The sequence below is a fragment of the Nocardia sp. NPDC058518 genome (assembly GCF_042719655.1).
Classification (GTDB): Bacteria; Actinomycetota; Actinomycetes; order Mycobacteriales; family Mycobacteriaceae; genus Nocardia.
Window position 1 is genome coordinate 119,033 of record NZ_JBHXNJ010000017.1, and the last position, 13,499, is coordinate 132,531.

Sequence of the window (13,499 nt, forward strand, 5' to 3'; positions counted from 1 at the left end):
GTCCGTCTCTGGGGGGCGCCCGCGTTTTCGCTCCCCGGGGGGGGGGCGTGCCCGCCCCCCCGCGCCCCCCCCCCCGCTTCGAGGATGCCCGGCATTTCCCGCCCGAGCGGGCTCCCCGTTTGCAGAAAAAAATTCGAGAGCATCATGGTCAGAGATGTCGTATTCGTGTTCGGTCGTTCGTGGAGAGGGTAGAGGCTGCTGAGGTGGCGGCCGCCGACGAAGGAGTTCGAGATGACTCAGTACCTGTTTTCCGTGGTTATCGACGCCAGCGTTTACGACATTCCGCGCGAGGAGGCGCAGGCCTCCTACGACGCGACGGAGAAGTTCAATGACGAGCTCAGGGCCGAGGGGGCCTGGGTGTTCGCGGGTGGGCTCGGGCGCCCGGATGAGGCGACGGTGGTCGACAGCAGCGGGGCCGATGTGGTGGTGACCGACGGGCCGTTCGTCGAGACCAAGGAGGTTCTCGGTGGGTTCTGGGTGATCGAGGCCGCTGATCTCGATGCTGCCATGAAGATCGCGGCCAGAGCGTCGAAGGCGTGCGAGGCCAAGATCGAGATCAGGACGTTCGACGGCGCATGAGCGACGACACTCGCGCGCGGATCGATCGGATCTACCGCGAGGAGTACGGCCGGGTGGTCGCCTCGCTCGCTCGGCGCTTCGGCGATCTCGACATCGCCGAGGACGCGGCGGCCGAGGCCCTGCTCACCGCCATCGAACGGTGGCCGGTCGACGGCATTCCGCCCAACCCGGGCGGCTGGCTGACCAAGACCGCGGGCAACCGCGCGATCGACCGGATCCGCCGTGAATCACTGCGCGACTCGAAGCACCAGGCAGCCATGATCATCGAAGATCACGAACCGCACGAACCGACCGGACCGATCAACGACGACCGTCTCCGGCTCGTATTCACAAGTTGTCATCCGGCATTGGCGCCGGAGGCGCGAGTCGCGCTGACCTTACGCCTGCTCGGCGGGCTCACGGTCGGCGAGATCGCAAGTGCGTTCCTGGTAGCCGAAACGACTATGGCGCAACGCATCACCCGCGCCAAAGCCAAGATCAAAGCCGCGCACATCCCGTTCCGCGTGCCCGATCGCGATGACGTCACCGATCGGCTCGGCGGAGTGCTGGCCGTCGTCTACCTCATCTTCAACGAGGGGTATCTGGCTGGTGCGCAAGCTATTCGGGTCGACCTGATGGCGGAGGCGATTCGGCTCGGCCGCATCATGCGAGAGCTGCTGCCCGATGACGGCGAGGTCGCCGGGTTACTCGCGCTCATGGTGCTCATCGATGCGCGCAGTGCGGCGCGTTTCGCGGGCGGGGAGCTGGTGACCCTCGATGAGCAGGACCGTGGCGGCTGGGACCATGCCCTCATCGCCGAGGGGCACGCGCTCGTGCGCGAATGCCTCGCTCGAGTCGCGGCAGGTGGACCTCGACCTGGTCGCTACCAGCTCATGGCGGCGATCAACGCGGTGCACACCGACGCGGCGGACTCCCGCGATACCGACTGGAACCAGATCGTCGCCCTCTACGACCAGCTCTACGCCGTAACCCCCTCCGCGATAGTCGCCCTCAACCGAGCCGTCGCCATCGCCGAACTCGACGGCCCCAATGTAGCTCTGGCGCAAATCGATTCACTGCCGCTCGACGGCTACCACGCCTGGCACGCCGCCCGCGCCGATCTGCTCCGCAGGTTGGGCCGCGGCGCCGAGGCGAGGTCCGCCTACGACGCCGCGATCACCGCCACGCAGAACCCGGCGGAGCGCGCCTACCTGACCAGGAGGCGCGAGCATCTTGTGTAGAACTGTCGTTTCTTCCGGGGCCATCCAGGGGACGGCGCGCAGTCAGGGTGTCGTCGAAGGCATGGACTCGCTTGGTTATCGCGGTCCGTTCGTATTGAGGTAGAGGACAGGGCCGTCGCCGAATCTGCCCTGCTCGTTCATCGCCAGCAGCGCCGCCATGGCCTTGGCGGTGTAGACGGGTTCGAGGAGCAGGTGCTCGCGGTCGGCTGACAAGGTTTGGGCGCGTTCGCCTTCCGGCGTGGGATGCCCGTAACCGCTGCCGAGCCAGTCGGTGACGATGTCGATGTCCTCGACCCGCGGTTCGAGATCGGACAGGTCCGCACCTCGCTTACGCAGCAGTTGCGCGGTACGGCCGGCGAGCCGGGTGATCGTCGCCGGGTCCAACCGCAACGTGTCGTTGACTACGACACCCACTGCTCGGGTCGTCAAGCCTGCTATCCGCAAACCGAGCTGCAGCCCCGCGATCGTGCCACCGGATCCGACGGCGGTCACGAGGTGGGTGGGCTCGGGTAGCTCGCCGCGGTGTACTTGTCCGGCCAGTTCGAACGCGGCCTCGACGTATCCGAGGACGCCGATCGGTGAGGATCCGCCGGGCGGCAGGAAGTAGGGCAGATGCCCCCCGCTGGTGTGCCGGGCAAGCAGTATCGGCGCGGTGAGGATGGTCCGCGTCTTCGAATGCGTGAAATACAGTGCGGCGCCGCTGTTCTCGAGTCGGCCCAGCTGCGCACGGACGTGCTCGTCCACGGGCTGGTCGACGAGGGCGAGAGCGGCGCCGAGTCCGTGGTCGCGTGCGTACAGGGCGACGGCCAGGCCCCAGTTCGTACCCAACCCGCCGACGGTCAGGATGGTCCGAGAACCGCGCCGGTGTGCCTCGGGGAGAATCCATTCCAGTTTGCGGACTTTGTTGCCACCCCACCCGCCGTCACCGAATACGCAGTCGTCTTTGAGCCAGACCGGCGCGCCACTGGCGGGCAGCGCATCGAGTCGGCGGACCGGCGTCGGGCCGGAGTTCAGTCCGATATGCGGCAGGGTTTCGCGCAGGCGTGGAAAGCGTTGGTGCAGAAGCGGAGTGTTCATCGGCTGCCGCCGGCCGGTCCGAGGACTCGCTCGATGTAGTTGGTCCAGGTCGGGGCGTCGGCCACGTTTCCTCCTCGGAGTCGGTGCTGCCTACCGTAACCAGAGAAGCGATATGCGAAGGGTGAGCGGCGCCGCGAGCAGCTGCTGCGCGCGGCCATCGGCATCGAGGCCATCCAGCTCGCGGCCGCCGCTGCTGGTGTAGAACTGCCGGGTCTTCCGTCCGGCATATGGAGAACCGAATCGGTATACTTGTGTCATGAATGTGGCCGACTATGCGGAGCTTGCTGGGGTGTCACCTCGGCGTGTACGCGCGCTGGCCCGGGCAGGTGCTGTGCCGGCTCGCAAAGTGGGCGGCCGTTGGGTGGTGGATGCGCCTCGTCCGGTTCGGCGGGCGGCGCGGCGGCCGTTGTCGGAAGCATCGCAGCGCGCGCTTGTGCGCGCGCTGCACGCCAGATCATTGGGCGAATTGACCGGCCAGGCGCGTGCCCGCACGGCCGAGCGACTGAGGTTGTTGCGCACGGTGGATGATCCGGCCGAACTATTGGTCGATTGGTGGGCCGGGCGCCCACCGATACAGTTGGACGGCGGGTCCAATCTGGTCGTGCACGCCATCGCAGGGAACAAAGCGCGGGTCTGGGAGGTGCTTCACCGGCCCCGTCAGGAGTATTTGCGATATCCGTCGACACTGGCTCGGGTGGTTCGCGACGAACGGGCCATCCAGGGCCTGGCGCGCAGTGACCTTGCCGAGCGCGCCGGGGTGGATCGCGCTCTGGTGGTGGCCATCGAGCGGGCCGAATCGGTAGGCGATCTCATCGGTCTGCGAAAGGTGTTGCGGGCGTTAGGCGTCGAACCCACCGCGTTGCCGGCGATGGATCTGCGATGACCGAGGTCCTCCATGCGTGGTTGGAGGGTTACCACGCGGGAACATTCACGCGCGGGCCATCCGGACACGTTCGTTTCGACTACAGCGAGAGCGCGCCCACCACGCCGATCTCGCTGTCGCTGCCACGCACGGGTGGTGCGACCCGGCGTGCCGCGGCGAACTTTCTGGACAACCTGCTGCCGGACAATTCCGCGGCGCGATACCAGATGGCGTCGGTGTACGGAGTCGCGTCGGTCGACACCTTCGACTTGTTGAGCCAGGCCGGCGGCGACGTCGCAGGCGGACTGGTACTGACCGCAGAGGAAGGACCGCCCGACGTAGGGCCGTTGCTGCTCGATCCGGCCGGCGACGAGGACGTGGCCGCACGTATCGCCGCGCTGAAGCGGTCCCCGGATCAGTGGGTAGGCGCGGCATCCCCCGCGCGGTTCTCGCTGGCAGGCACACAGGGAAAGTTCGCGCTCGCCGATATCGGCGGTGAGTGGTACTGGTCGAATGCGACGGTGCCCTCTACGCACATCGTCAAACCCGCACGGCCAGGGCTATCCGGACTGGAAGACGTAGAAGCGATGGCTCTCGGGTTGGCATCGAAAGTCGGCGCCGGAGCACCGCAGGCACAGGTGATGCGGGTACTCGACCAGAGTGCCTACTTGGTCGAGCGATTCGACCGAGTGCGGACCGGGCAGGTCGCGGCGCGACTTCATGCCGAGGATATCGCCCAGGCGATGGGCAAGGGGCCTGCTGAGAAGTACGACGTCTCGGCACAGCAGGTCATTCGGTTACTTCGTGAACAGGTCGGCACCGAGATCGCCTATGCCTTCGTACGACAACTCGCGGTCAACACTTTTCTGGGCAATGCCGATGCACATGCCAAGAACTACTCCCTGCTGCTCCGGCCGGACGAAATTGTCCTCTCGCCGATGTACGACGTCGTACCGGTGGGGTTGTACCCGCAGTTCGATCAGAAGCTGGCGATGGGTATCGGCGGGGCGCGGCGTGCCGCGGAAGTCAGGCTGCCGCACTGGCGCAAACTCGCCCGGACATCGGGTCTGGTCGAAGATCGGGTAGTCGAACTGGTGACATCGCTGGCCCATTCCCTTCAGGAAGCGGTCGACGCTGTCGAGGTGGGATCGGCTGTTGATGAGATCGCTCGGAGCCGCGAACTGATCGGCAAGAACATCGCGTCTATCGCGGCGCCCGGCCGCTCGGCGCTACGGCACGAATAGGTCGCTACGGCACGAATAGGTCTGTGCCGGAGCACTGCATGGTCTGGCCCGCGGACAGGCCGGAGGTGCCTACGGCGCCGGTCAGGCGGACTGTGCCCCAGCCGGTGTGGACGTCGAAGCTGGGCATGTTGCCGCTTACGGAGCCGTGCTGGGTGGTCACGCCGGATTCGCCGGTGTCGAGGTTGGTCCAGTTCACGGTCGCGTGGTAGCCGAAGGGGCCGAAGGCCGAATCGCCGCGCGGCTGGACCGAGATGGTGCCGGGGCGGTCGTCCGACGAGGTCGCCACGAGGGACAGATAGAACGGGTACAGGTGGAAGTTGGCGTTCGAACCGAGGCACTGGATCTTCGCCTCGCGCACCTCCGCCGACGCTGTTCCGGTGCCGAGTAGCGAAATCGCGACGATGGCGGTGAGCCCGATAGTCGAACGCATCTGCGAAACCCCTTCCGATAGAACCTATCTGACCTACTCAGGTCACTAGTAGGCCAGGCTTTTTGACGGGATCGTGAAAGGGAAGGGCAGGTGGTAGGTGAGATCGCCGTCGCCGACCCACTGCGCGACCGGTTCGTAGTGGAAGGCCCGCAGGGGAGTGACACCGGCTGGGCGGTGTTCCGGAGCGGGTAACAGCGCGTTGATTCGAATGGTTACTGCTTTCTCACCGGCATCGACTTCCCAGTACCAGGGGATTCCGGCCTCGGCATACCGGGTGGTCTTCCGGGTCATGTCTTGAACGGAGTTCGACGGCGACAGGACTTCACCCGCGATAACAACGGCGGACGCGGGCACGTCCTGATCCTGGTCTGGCAGACACCGGTACAGGATGAAATCCGGATTGAGGAAGTCGTTCTTGGCTGTGAAGAATATCGGCTGCTCGACGTCGGCTTCGAAGCACTCGTCGTGTTCTGAACACACTGCCGACCAGGCAGACTCCAGTGCGTTGCGCAGGCGTACCGCGGCCCGCTGATTTCGGCGGGGCCCGGTGCGTGCCCGGATGACGCGACCATGGTCGAGTCCCTCCACACACTGCGCGATGGCGTCGGGCAGCGCTAGGAATTCCTCCCAGGTGAGCATTTCTGGGAGCGAACCGGCGCTGCCGAGGTCTGCGGTCACCTTGCAAGGCTAGCTTGCGTGACGCGCGAGGTCTCCGGGAAACACGGCGCTACCGGCTCTTGGGCCGTGGCAATGTTGGTGGCATGGCCGACGAAGCTCTCGCAGAGGCGGTGCAGTTGATGGGCCGAGAAGGGCACCGTCGACGCGGCGCTACGGGAATACGGGGAGTCGGTCCGGCGGGAGGAATTCCGCGCAACTGTTATTCGAGCGCGGACAACGCGGCGACTTCGATGATGCCACCGCGGCTGGTGTGTCGGCGAAAATAGCACGCAGGCAAGCAGATACACAGAGAAGTACGTAGGCGCCGTCTGCCGCACGAGGTGATGCAACCCACATAGTGGCAGGCCATCGGCTCCCGTAGCCTCACTCGCTATGAGCACTCCTGGGGGGAGCGACGGAGGGTCGCTATCTGTCGTACCCACTGAAGTCCAAGCCGTCGGCCGCTACGTCTACGGCATCGCCGAAGCGCTGCGCACGGCCCTCACCTCAGCCAACACTGAGGTCGACACCCTATTGGCGGGCGGCTGGAGCGGTGACCTGGCTACTTTGTTCGGTACTGGCTGGACCGAAACCCACGACGGCGGCACAACCATCATCACCGCGCTCACCGACATGGCCAACAAACTCGGCATCACCGCCGATAACTATCAACAGCAAGACACCAATCGCGCATACTCACTGAACACGTCCAGCCTTGACCTCCCGGGCCTGTGATGTCGGAATTCTCGGTCAATATGGACCAACTCGACCAGATCGTGGCCCGAATCGCCGGTCTCGCCGGCTACGTCGCCGACCACCTCGACGACATCGACGATCAGGTCGCGACCCTCAAAGGCGGCAGCTGGGAAGGCATCGCTGCCGACGCCTACCAGATAGCCCACACCCAATGGGTAACCGGTGCAAGAGAATTCGCCGATGGTCTGCGCGATATGAGCACTGCCGCCAAATCAGCGCACACCCGCTACGGCAATGCCGCCGACCTCAACAAGAAGATGCTGGGTAGCGCCTAGTGACGTGGACCATCGACACCGGCATGTACTACGACGCCGGCAACAAATGCCACGCCCTAGCCAACGACCTCAGCCTTGCCCTCGGTCCACTCAATGCCGCACTGCAACACCAGTGCGGCGGCATGGCCGGAAACCACGAATCGTGCAATAACTGGATCACCGCCTACGACAACCACGCCAACGAAATCGTTACTCTTGCCGCGACATTGGCGAACGCGCTGCTTCGCTATGGCGACGTCTTGCAAGCGAACGGCTACAACTGGTGGTACTCCAACCGCACCGCAGCGACCGGTTCGGAACCCACCAAACCCACCGAGTCGGAACCGCTCTACGACTCCGGTATGGCCTTGCCGGTCAGCTCGCGCGGCGACAATGGTCCGGGGCTGGACGAAGGCGTCATTGTCGGACTCCTGGAGCGAGTCGGACGAATCCCCAACGGTGACAAGGACAAACTCGGCATCGCCCGCGACGCGTGGAAAACCTTCGCCGAACATGCCACAGTCACCGGGGCCGCGACCACAATCAGCGGGGTCAAAGCCAAATTTGATGGCAACACCGACCCCAATATCATCGCCATCGACGAAAAACTTGCGACCCTCGAGCAGGCGGCAAAACTACTCGCAGAAGCTGCCAAGGGCATCGTCACGCCGCTGACCGAACACAATGACGCGCTCTCGACAATGCGCGAGGACATCGGCAAACAAGTCGCTGCCGCCGCGGTCGAGATCGGCGCAGCCATCGCGTTAACCGTGGTGATCGTCGGCGTCGCGGCCTTCCTGACCGCCGGCGTCGGCGCCGCCGCCGCTGGTGCGGGCGGGACCGCGGTCACCATCGAGATCGTGGAATCCACGGCAGTGATCATCAAGAACACCGTCACTGTGAGCCGCATGGTCACCGCCGTCGGCGCGGTCATCACCATCGGAGTGGCCAGCGGCGGATTCACCGCCATCCCCGATCTCACCCAAGCTGGGCTGACCGCGGCGGTCGGTGCGATCGCGGCCATGGCGGTATACATAGCGGCCGACGAGGCGGCCGACGATGAGCCGGTCTGGGACCGCACGGAGGAACGCACACGGAACCCCGCGCAGGATAAAATCCTGACCGACAAGGATATTAGGGAACTGAAATCCCGCGGTCATGACCCACATGACGTAAAACCGGATCCGCCGTCGCGATATGACCTTTACAAGGATGGAAAGGGGAACGTGTACATTAAGCCAAAAGGCGGAAAAGGCCCAGGCGACCCGACGGGGATTAGATTGCAATGACGGATGAGAAGCTTGTCGAAGTAGCCGTTTCTCTACGATTGACCGGTGTTTTCGACCCAGATGAGGTGACTGCGGCGCTGGGTCTTACGCCGTCCGATCAATGGCGCTCCGGTCAGCAGGGGCCCGCCCCCAAACTACGTAGAAGTTCCGATGGATGGGTTCTTCGGCTAGCGACCGGCGTCGGACAGGTTGGCGAGCAGGTCGACCGGGCTGTAGGGCAACTTGCACAGGTTAACGGGCATTTGCGGCACATTTTGTTGGGGCAGGGGATGTCCGGCTGTCTGATCGTCGCGGTGGACGCCCCGGCGGGTTGTTGGCCTGCAATCACCTTGTCGCATGCGACGCTCGAATTTCTAGCGCCTTCTGGACTTTCACTCGATATCGATATCATTTAGGAGTAATCAATGATCGATGAACAAGACGACCAAACTCCGGTGATTCGCACTGAAGTAATCGGAATTGGCGAAAATGACGCCGATGGGACGCATTTTCATCGGATCGTCACGAACTGGAGTCTGGAGGACGCGGTCGACGCGTTCCTCGACGAATTTAGTGCCGCCAACTCGGTGGCGACATACAGCACTTCTGGCGGCGAAATTCTGGTCGAGGCTGCGTTGGCAGGCAGAAGCTTTCCTTCTATGCACTTCGATCGTCGACTCCTGAACCGCCTTGTCTCTACAGGAATGTCGCTGCGGATCAAAACCGGGCCGCGCACAACAACATAGGCCATCGACAATCGCCGTACCCGATGGAAGAACTCGCATCCGCCGACACCAAGTTCACCCTGAGGCTCACCCACTTCGTCGCCGCCGCGATCGTCATCCCGGTGAAGCCGCCGCGGCGAGTGAGGCGGCGAAAGCGGCACGCAGGCAAGCCTTCTCGCGGTGATCGGGTACCTGCTGGATACGTCGGCGCTGTGGCGCCTGTTCCGTGAGAAAGATACGTCCTGACTCAGCGGGGACAGCACCGCTCGGCAGGCGTGGTCGACCTGGTCGTCTGCGCTACTGCTGTCCACCACGACCTGACCGTCTTGCACACTGACGACGACTTCGCGACTGTCGCCCGCGTGCTACCCGAGCTGCGCCAGCGCGACATACTTACGGGGTGACGGTCCGGCCACGCCGGATTAGCTACTGCAGCCTGTTTCGTATAGAGGTGGAATTCAATTAGTGAGTTTTTTATCACGGATATCTACCCGGTTAGCTTCATGGCTAACCCGTATGTCGTGGGCAGGGCCACGGGAAACTTTAAGATCGGACAGCAGGTGACGATACGCCGGGGTGATGGAACCGAGGTCAAAGGCACGCTCGAGTCGATGCACTTGAATAGATCGGAGTCGGGTGTCTATGCCCTCGTATTTTCGGAGGAAATATCGCGTGTTGCCCAGCCCGGCGACGTCATTTGTTTTGATGTGTCCTCGTTGCAGGAATGATCTTGGCGTAGGAGTCCTGTGCAGCTATGCCGGTGCTGTGCAGGATTTCCTACGCTCGTTCGGACTTGCCAAGAATCCGCTGTGTATTGCCCGAATATGTTGGCTACCAGGCTGATTGGCGGGTGGCGGCCGTGGCTTGGTCGATCAGGCGTTGGAGGTGGGCTTCTATTTTGTCGGGGGTGGTGGGGGTTACTTCGATGCGTTCGCCTTCTTGGATGAGGTAGCGGCCGTCGTTGGTGTAGTCGACCAGTTGGAGGGTGGTGCCGCCTTCTTGCCAGCCGTCGAGAGCGGGGCCGGTGGCTACACGGAATTCCGCGTAGGTGGTGAAGGGGCGTTTGAGGAATTTGAGGGCTTGTTCGGCGGGGGTGCGGTGGCGGGCGTAGGGGTCGGGGGTGTTGGCGAAGTCGTCGCGGTGGACGTTGAAGCCGCCGGTGGTGCCCGCGGGGGTTTTCGGGAGGATGGCCAGCAGGCGGGTGGTGATCGCGTGGGCCGGGCGTAGGGAGATCAGGATGTTGCCGCCCTGGCCGTATTCGGGGCCGGGGAGCTGGGCGGCGATCGCGCCGTTGCCTGCCTCGGTGGTGGCGCAGGCGCGGACCATGCGGGTACGGCCGTCCAGCCGGTGGCCGAACAGTTCGATGCGGATTTCGGGGTGCGCCAGGGCGTGTAGGGCGTGGTAGAGCGATTCGTCGGTGCCCATCTTGGCGATCAGCGCATCCGCGGCACGACGGCACTCCAGGTCGAATTCGACCTGGGTTTCGACGCCTGCGGTGAAGGTGAGGGGCCAGGGCATGCGGTCGCGGCCGAGCGTTTCCCAGGCGACCCAGAATTCGAACGGGGTCAGCTCCCAGGTGTCGGTCATGCGTCGCCACCGATCACCGGCGGGACGTGCAGGCGTTCGGGGCCGAGCAGTTCTTCGTGGACGCCGCGCAGGTAGTCGGGGGCCTGGTGCTCGTTCTCCTCGTCCTTGCCGCCGCCGCGTGCGCCGGGAGCGCCCATTCCACCCATGCCGGACATGCCCGAGCGGCCCGACGACGCGCCGGAACCCGCACCCGCGCCCGCACCTGCGCCCTGCTTCTGCCCGGCCGTGCCGGGGACTGCCGCGCCGGGGGTGCCCGCGCCCGCGCCTGCGCCCGCGCCACCGCCCGCTCCGCCACCGGAGCCGAGGCCGCCAGGGGAGGTACCCGCCGGGGTGGTGCCCGGGGTGGTGCCTGCCGGGGTCGTGGTGGTGGGGGTTTCCGGGGTTGTCGTGGCGGCGGTGGTCTCGTCGCCGGTCGTGTCGTCGCCGGTGGTGTCGTCTTCGGCCGGGTCGTCGGTGGTGGGGGTTTCCGGCTCCGTGGTGGTGGGAGTGGTGTCGTCGCCCGGGTCGGTGGTGGTGCCCTTGTCGGTGGTCGTGCCTTTGTCGGTGTTGGTGCCCTGCTTTTCCGTGGTGGGTTTGCCCTGCGGCTGGTCGGACTGGGGTTTCGCCGGCGTGGGGACCTTCGGGACCTGAGTGTCGGACTGTTCGGCGACCGGCTTGTAGACGGTCGTCATCACCTGGCGGGCGGCTGCCTCTGCGGCGTCGGCGCGGCCTGCGCTGGTGCTGTCCATGACCAAACCGGCGGCGGAGCCGAGCCCCGGCACGACCGCGTTGGAGAGCACGGTAACGACGACGCCCGCGACGGTGCTGCTCTGATTGTCGGACTCATGGGGAACCGAGTACTTCACCTGCTGGAAGCCTGAACGAGCTTCGTTCATCTTGTTGCCGATCAACCGCGCGGCCTGCTCGACCTTGTCGATTTCGGTGAGATAGCTGTTGGTGCTGGAAAGGGCCTGCGTCGCGGCGGTACCTGACCAGCCGCGCTCCATTTCGTTGTGGATGTTGTCGCGGAAAGCTGTTGCCTTGGCCTTGGTGTCATCCGCGAGGGTTGTCCAACCCGTAATGCTCTCACCCATTTTTGTGACGTCGATCGATTCGACAAACTTCATGATTCGGGAATGTTCCATGTCGACGAATGATTCCATCACGGGAGGAACCACTTGAGCTGTATATTCGCCCGAGAATCCGGAGGCCAGCGCCTTGTTGTCGCCATAGATTTGCGTGCGTTCTTTATTTCCGTCCGCCTGCGCATCCAATTCGGATTGCGCGGGCTCGATATCGGAGTCGAACAGCGAACCTACGCGGTTGGTGACCGTGCTGACGAAAGTGCTCGGATTGGATAGTCCGACAAGGAATTCTCCGAATGACATGTTGCCCCCCTGGAATCAATCGAGTTTGTTGGTCTGCTGCTTGATGGCCAACTGGGTGGCTTCGTCGCAGGCTTTGTATGCGGCGCCAGCTTTGCGGTACATGTCGGCCATCGCGGTGAGAATCTCTTGATGCTGGGTGATGGCGTCGGTGTACGATCCACTTCCGGCCTCGCCGCTGGCGAGTTTGGCGAACTTATCACCGAGGGCAATTGCGGATTCCAGGTCCCCGAACGAGTCGGCCTGGACCATTCTCTTTGCCCGAAAGGAAAGTTGATCGAGTTCTATCCGATAGTCATCACACCGCTGCGCACACCGGTTCGCTGCGTCCTCTTCGATGATGAGACGCCCGGCAGCCGCCTCACCTGCAAGTGTTTGAAATTGTTTCGCGGTCTCGTTCACGTCCGCCATTGTTGGCTTCTTTCTTGTCCTAAAGTCAACTATCTGGGAAGCAGTTGCACGAAATGAGGTGCTATCTCATTCACTCGCGCACACGGTGCGGTTGTCGACTTGCTGCTCGACGCCTTGCTTGCGAGGATCTCGATCCTGCCCTCGGCCGTGTCGAAGACAACGCCGCATTCATCGGACGGTTTCTTGTCCCCGAGCTCGTACTGCAGTGCGTTTCTTCCGGCGACGGTGACTTCTTGGAAGTCGTGATAATAATCGTTCGCGCGATACTCGGCGATTGTGTAGGTACTCGACAGGAACGATATGAAGAAGTCGCCTGCCCGCCAACCGCACCCCTTCCAGTCCTTCCTCGGCACCGAGAACGGGTTGTCGTCCTTCGACGCAGGGTCGGCCCCCGCCGCCTGCAACACGCTGTCCGACACCGTGCACGGGTCGAACAACTGCTCCTTGGTCAGCGGAGCCCCACTGGCCTCGGGCTGCCCATCGACCGCCTTGGAACATCCGGCGAGCGCCACTACAGCGCACACTCCGGCGGCAAAGCCAACCAGTCGCATCGTCTCTCCTCTTTCGCGCACAACAACCACTCGATGTCTTAGACGCGAGACCGGTCGTTTCGGTTCCATCCAGGGCAAAATCAGGCTGGGACGTTGGCTCCGTGGCCGAGGTCGCGCAGGGCGGCCTTGATCTTGGTTTGGGCCTCGTCGAGGGATTCGGGGGTGGGGTCGGTGTTCGCGCCCGAGATGTCGAAGTCGCCCATCGTGTAGGCGGGGAAGACGTGTGTGTGCAGGTGGGGGACCTCGAGGCCGGCGATGAGCAGGCCGGCGCGAGGGGCGTCGAAGGCGACGCGGACGGCCTGGCCGATCTTCTGGGCCAGGCCCATCATCCTGGCGATCACGGCGGGATCCGCGTCTTGCCACTGGTCGATCTCCGCGCGCGGGACGACGAGGGTGTGGCCCTGGGTGACGGGGCCGATGGTGAGGAAGGCGACGAATTCGTCGTCCTCCCAGACGAAGCGGCCGGGGATCTGACCTGCGATGATCGCGCTGAAGACGGATGCCATACCGGTGA

General features: G+C 64.1%; 17 protein-coding genes. 9 read left to right on the forward strand and 8 right to left on the reverse strand.

From position 1 onward, the window contains the following. Positions 1–231 precede the first annotated feature (231 nt). On the forward strand, positions 232–579 hold the full coding sequence (locus ACFWPX_RS26325; RefSeq protein WP_378929915.1) for a YciI family protein: 348 nt from the start codon (positions 232–234) through the stop codon (positions 577–579). Further along, complete coding sequence (locus tag ACFWPX_RS26330) at positions 576–1,799, forward strand: RNA polymerase sigma factor (protein WP_378929917.1); 1,224 nt, start codon at positions 576–578, stop codon at positions 1,797–1,799. Before ACFWPX_RS26325 ends, ACFWPX_RS26330 begins: the two co-directional genes overlap by 4 nt. Positions 1,800–1,874: 75 nt before the next feature. Here the strand turns inward: ACFWPX_RS26330 and ACFWPX_RS26335 are convergent, their stop codons facing one another. After that, entirely contained in the window at positions 1,875–2,876 is a 1,002-nt protein-coding gene (locus ACFWPX_RS26335) for a 1-aminocyclopropane-1-carboxylate deaminase/D-cysteine desulfhydrase (protein WP_378929919.1), read from the reverse strand. Between the two features lie 256 nt (positions 2,877–3,132). On the opposite strand from ACFWPX_RS26335, the gene ACFWPX_RS26340 reads away from it, so the two are divergent. Next, positions 3,133–3,759 carry a hypothetical protein gene (locus ACFWPX_RS26340; RefSeq protein ID WP_378929920.1) on the forward strand — a complete coding sequence of 209 codons (627 nt, stop codon included), beginning with the start codon at positions 3,133–3,135 and terminating at the stop codon, positions 3,757–3,759. Next, on the forward strand, positions 3,756–4,982 hold the full coding sequence (locus ACFWPX_RS26345) for a HipA domain-containing protein (protein ID WP_378929922.1): 1,227 nt from the start codon (positions 3,756–3,758) through the stop codon (positions 4,980–4,982). Before ACFWPX_RS26340 ends, ACFWPX_RS26345 begins: the two co-directional genes overlap by 4 nt. Before the next feature lie 4 nt (positions 4,983–4,986). Here the strand turns inward: ACFWPX_RS26345 and ACFWPX_RS26350 are convergent, their stop codons facing one another. Both ACFWPX_RS26350 and ACFWPX_RS26355 read right to left on the reverse strand, forming a co-directional pair. Continuing rightward, on the reverse strand, positions 4,987–5,412 hold the full coding sequence (locus ACFWPX_RS26350; RefSeq protein WP_378929924.1) for a hypothetical protein: 426 nt from the start codon (positions 5,410–5,412) through the stop codon (positions 4,987–4,989). Positions 5,413–5,457: 45 nt separating this feature from the next. Further along, the gene (locus ACFWPX_RS26355; RefSeq protein ID WP_378929926.1) at positions 5,458–6,090 is read right to left on the reverse strand and encodes a Uma2 family endonuclease; all 633 of its coding nucleotides are present in this window, start codon (positions 6,088–6,090) and stop codon (positions 5,458–5,460) included. A gap of 372 nt (positions 6,091–6,462) precedes the next feature. On the opposite strand from ACFWPX_RS26355, the gene ACFWPX_RS26360 reads away from it, so the two are divergent. Genes ACFWPX_RS26360 through ACFWPX_RS26380 form a run of 5 tightly spaced genes read left to right on the forward strand, consistent with a single transcriptional unit; the run spans position 6,463 to position 9,093 of the window. Further along, positions 6,463–6,804, forward strand: a complete 342-nt coding sequence (locus tag ACFWPX_RS26360; protein ID WP_378929928.1) for a WXG100 family type VII secretion target — start codon at positions 6,463–6,465, stop codon at positions 6,802–6,804. Further along, a complete protein-coding gene (locus ACFWPX_RS26365) occupies positions 6,804–7,100 on the forward strand; it encodes a WXG100 family type VII secretion target (protein WP_378929930.1) in 297 nt (98 codons plus the stop codon). Before ACFWPX_RS26360 ends, ACFWPX_RS26365 begins: the two co-directional genes overlap by 1 nt. Further along, entirely contained in the window at positions 7,100–8,368 is a 1,269-nt protein-coding gene (locus ACFWPX_RS26370) for a polymorphic toxin type 33 domain-containing protein (RefSeq protein ID WP_378929932.1), read from the forward strand. The genes ACFWPX_RS26365 and ACFWPX_RS26370 overlap by 1 nt, the downstream gene beginning before the upstream one ends. Then, positions 8,365–8,763 carry a DUF4279 domain-containing protein gene (locus tag ACFWPX_RS26375; protein WP_378929934.1) on the forward strand — a complete coding sequence of 133 codons (399 nt, stop codon included), beginning with the start codon at positions 8,365–8,367 and terminating at the stop codon, positions 8,761–8,763. Before ACFWPX_RS26370 ends, ACFWPX_RS26375 begins: the two co-directional genes overlap by 4 nt. Before the next feature lie 9 nt (positions 8,764–8,772). Next, entirely contained in the window at positions 8,773–9,093 is a 321-nt protein-coding gene (locus tag ACFWPX_RS26380) for a hypothetical protein (protein ID WP_378929936.1), read from the forward strand. An 810-nt stretch (positions 9,094–9,903) separates the two neighbouring features. On the opposite strand, the gene ACFWPX_RS26385 is transcribed toward ACFWPX_RS26380, so the two are convergent. The 5 genes from ACFWPX_RS26385 to ACFWPX_RS26405 all read right to left on the reverse strand — a co-directional run bounded on the left by ACFWPX_RS26385 (position 9,904) and on the right by ACFWPX_RS26405 (position 13,491). Beyond that, entirely contained in the window at positions 9,904–10,659 is a 756-nt protein-coding gene (locus ACFWPX_RS26385) for an ESX secretion-associated protein EspG (protein WP_378929938.1), read from the reverse strand. Next, positions 10,656–12,026 carry a hypothetical protein gene (locus tag ACFWPX_RS26390; protein ID WP_378929940.1) on the reverse strand — a complete coding sequence of 457 codons (1,371 nt, stop codon included), beginning with the start codon at positions 12,024–12,026 and terminating at the stop codon, positions 10,656–10,658. Before ACFWPX_RS26390 ends, ACFWPX_RS26385 begins: the two co-directional genes overlap by 4 nt. A gap of 15 nt (positions 12,027–12,041) precedes the next feature. Beyond that, the gene (locus ACFWPX_RS26395; RefSeq protein ID WP_378929942.1) at positions 12,042–12,425 is read right to left on the reverse strand and encodes a hypothetical protein; all 384 of its coding nucleotides are present in this window, start codon (positions 12,423–12,425) and stop codon (positions 12,042–12,044) included. A gap of 38 nt (positions 12,426–12,463) precedes the next feature. After that, the gene (locus ACFWPX_RS26400) at positions 12,464–12,985 is read right to left on the reverse strand and encodes a DUF3558 domain-containing protein (RefSeq protein WP_378929944.1); all 522 of its coding nucleotides are present in this window, start codon (positions 12,983–12,985) and stop codon (positions 12,464–12,466) included. An 80-nt stretch (positions 12,986–13,065) separates the two neighbouring features. Beyond that, the gene (locus ACFWPX_RS26405) at positions 13,066–13,491 is read right to left on the reverse strand and encodes an HIT family protein (RefSeq protein ID WP_378929946.1); all 426 of its coding nucleotides are present in this window, start codon (positions 13,489–13,491) and stop codon (positions 13,066–13,068) included. Positions 13,492–13,499 lie beyond the last annotated feature (8 nt).

Excerpts from the sequence above, each read along its gene's own strand:
- ACFWPX_RS26325 (WP_378929915.1), top strand. The coding sequence starts at position 232 with ATGACTCAGTACCTGTTTTCCGTGGTTATCGACGCCAGCGTTTACGAC.
- ACFWPX_RS26330 (WP_378929917.1), top strand. The coding sequence starts at position 576 with ATGAGCGACGACACTCGCGCGCGGATCGATCGGATCTACCGCGAGGAG.
- ACFWPX_RS26335 (WP_378929919.1), bottom strand. The coding sequence starts at position 2,876 with ATGAACACTCCGCTTCTGCACCAACGCTTTCCACGCCTGCGCGAAACC.
- ACFWPX_RS26340 (WP_378929920.1), top strand. The coding sequence starts at position 3,133 with ATGAATGTGGCCGACTATGCGGAGCTTGCTGGGGTGTCACCTCGGCGT.
- ACFWPX_RS26345 (WP_378929922.1), top strand. The coding sequence starts at position 3,756 with ATGACCGAGGTCCTCCATGCGTGGTTGGAGGGTTACCACGCGGGAACA.
- ACFWPX_RS26350 (WP_378929924.1), bottom strand. The coding sequence starts at position 5,412 with ATGCGTTCGACTATCGGGCTCACCGCCATCGTCGCGATTTCGCTACTC.
- ACFWPX_RS26360 (WP_378929928.1), top strand. The coding sequence starts at position 6,463 with ATGAGCACTCCTGGGGGGAGCGACGGAGGGTCGCTATCTGTCGTACCC.
- ACFWPX_RS26365 (WP_378929930.1), top strand. The coding sequence starts at position 6,804 with ATGTCGGAATTCTCGGTCAATATGGACCAACTCGACCAGATCGTGGCC.
- ACFWPX_RS26375 (WP_378929934.1), top strand. The coding sequence starts at position 8,365 with ATGACGGATGAGAAGCTTGTCGAAGTAGCCGTTTCTCTACGATTGACC.
- ACFWPX_RS26380 (WP_378929936.1), top strand. The coding sequence starts at position 8,773 with ATGATCGATGAACAAGACGACCAAACTCCGGTGATTCGCACTGAAGTA.
- ACFWPX_RS26385 (WP_378929938.1), bottom strand. The coding sequence starts at position 10,659 with ATGACCGACACCTGGGAGCTGACCCCGTTCGAATTCTGGGTCGCCTGG.
- ACFWPX_RS26390 (WP_378929940.1), bottom strand. The coding sequence starts at position 12,026 with ATGTCATTCGGAGAATTCCTTGTCGGACTATCCAATCCGAGCACTTTC.
- ACFWPX_RS26400 (WP_378929944.1), bottom strand. The coding sequence starts at position 12,985 with ATGCGACTGGTTGGCTTTGCCGCCGGAGTGTGCGCTGTAGTGGCGCTC.
- ACFWPX_RS26405 (WP_378929946.1), bottom strand. The coding sequence starts at position 13,491 with ATGGCATCCGTCTTCAGCGCGATCATCGCAGGTCAGATCCCCGGCCGC.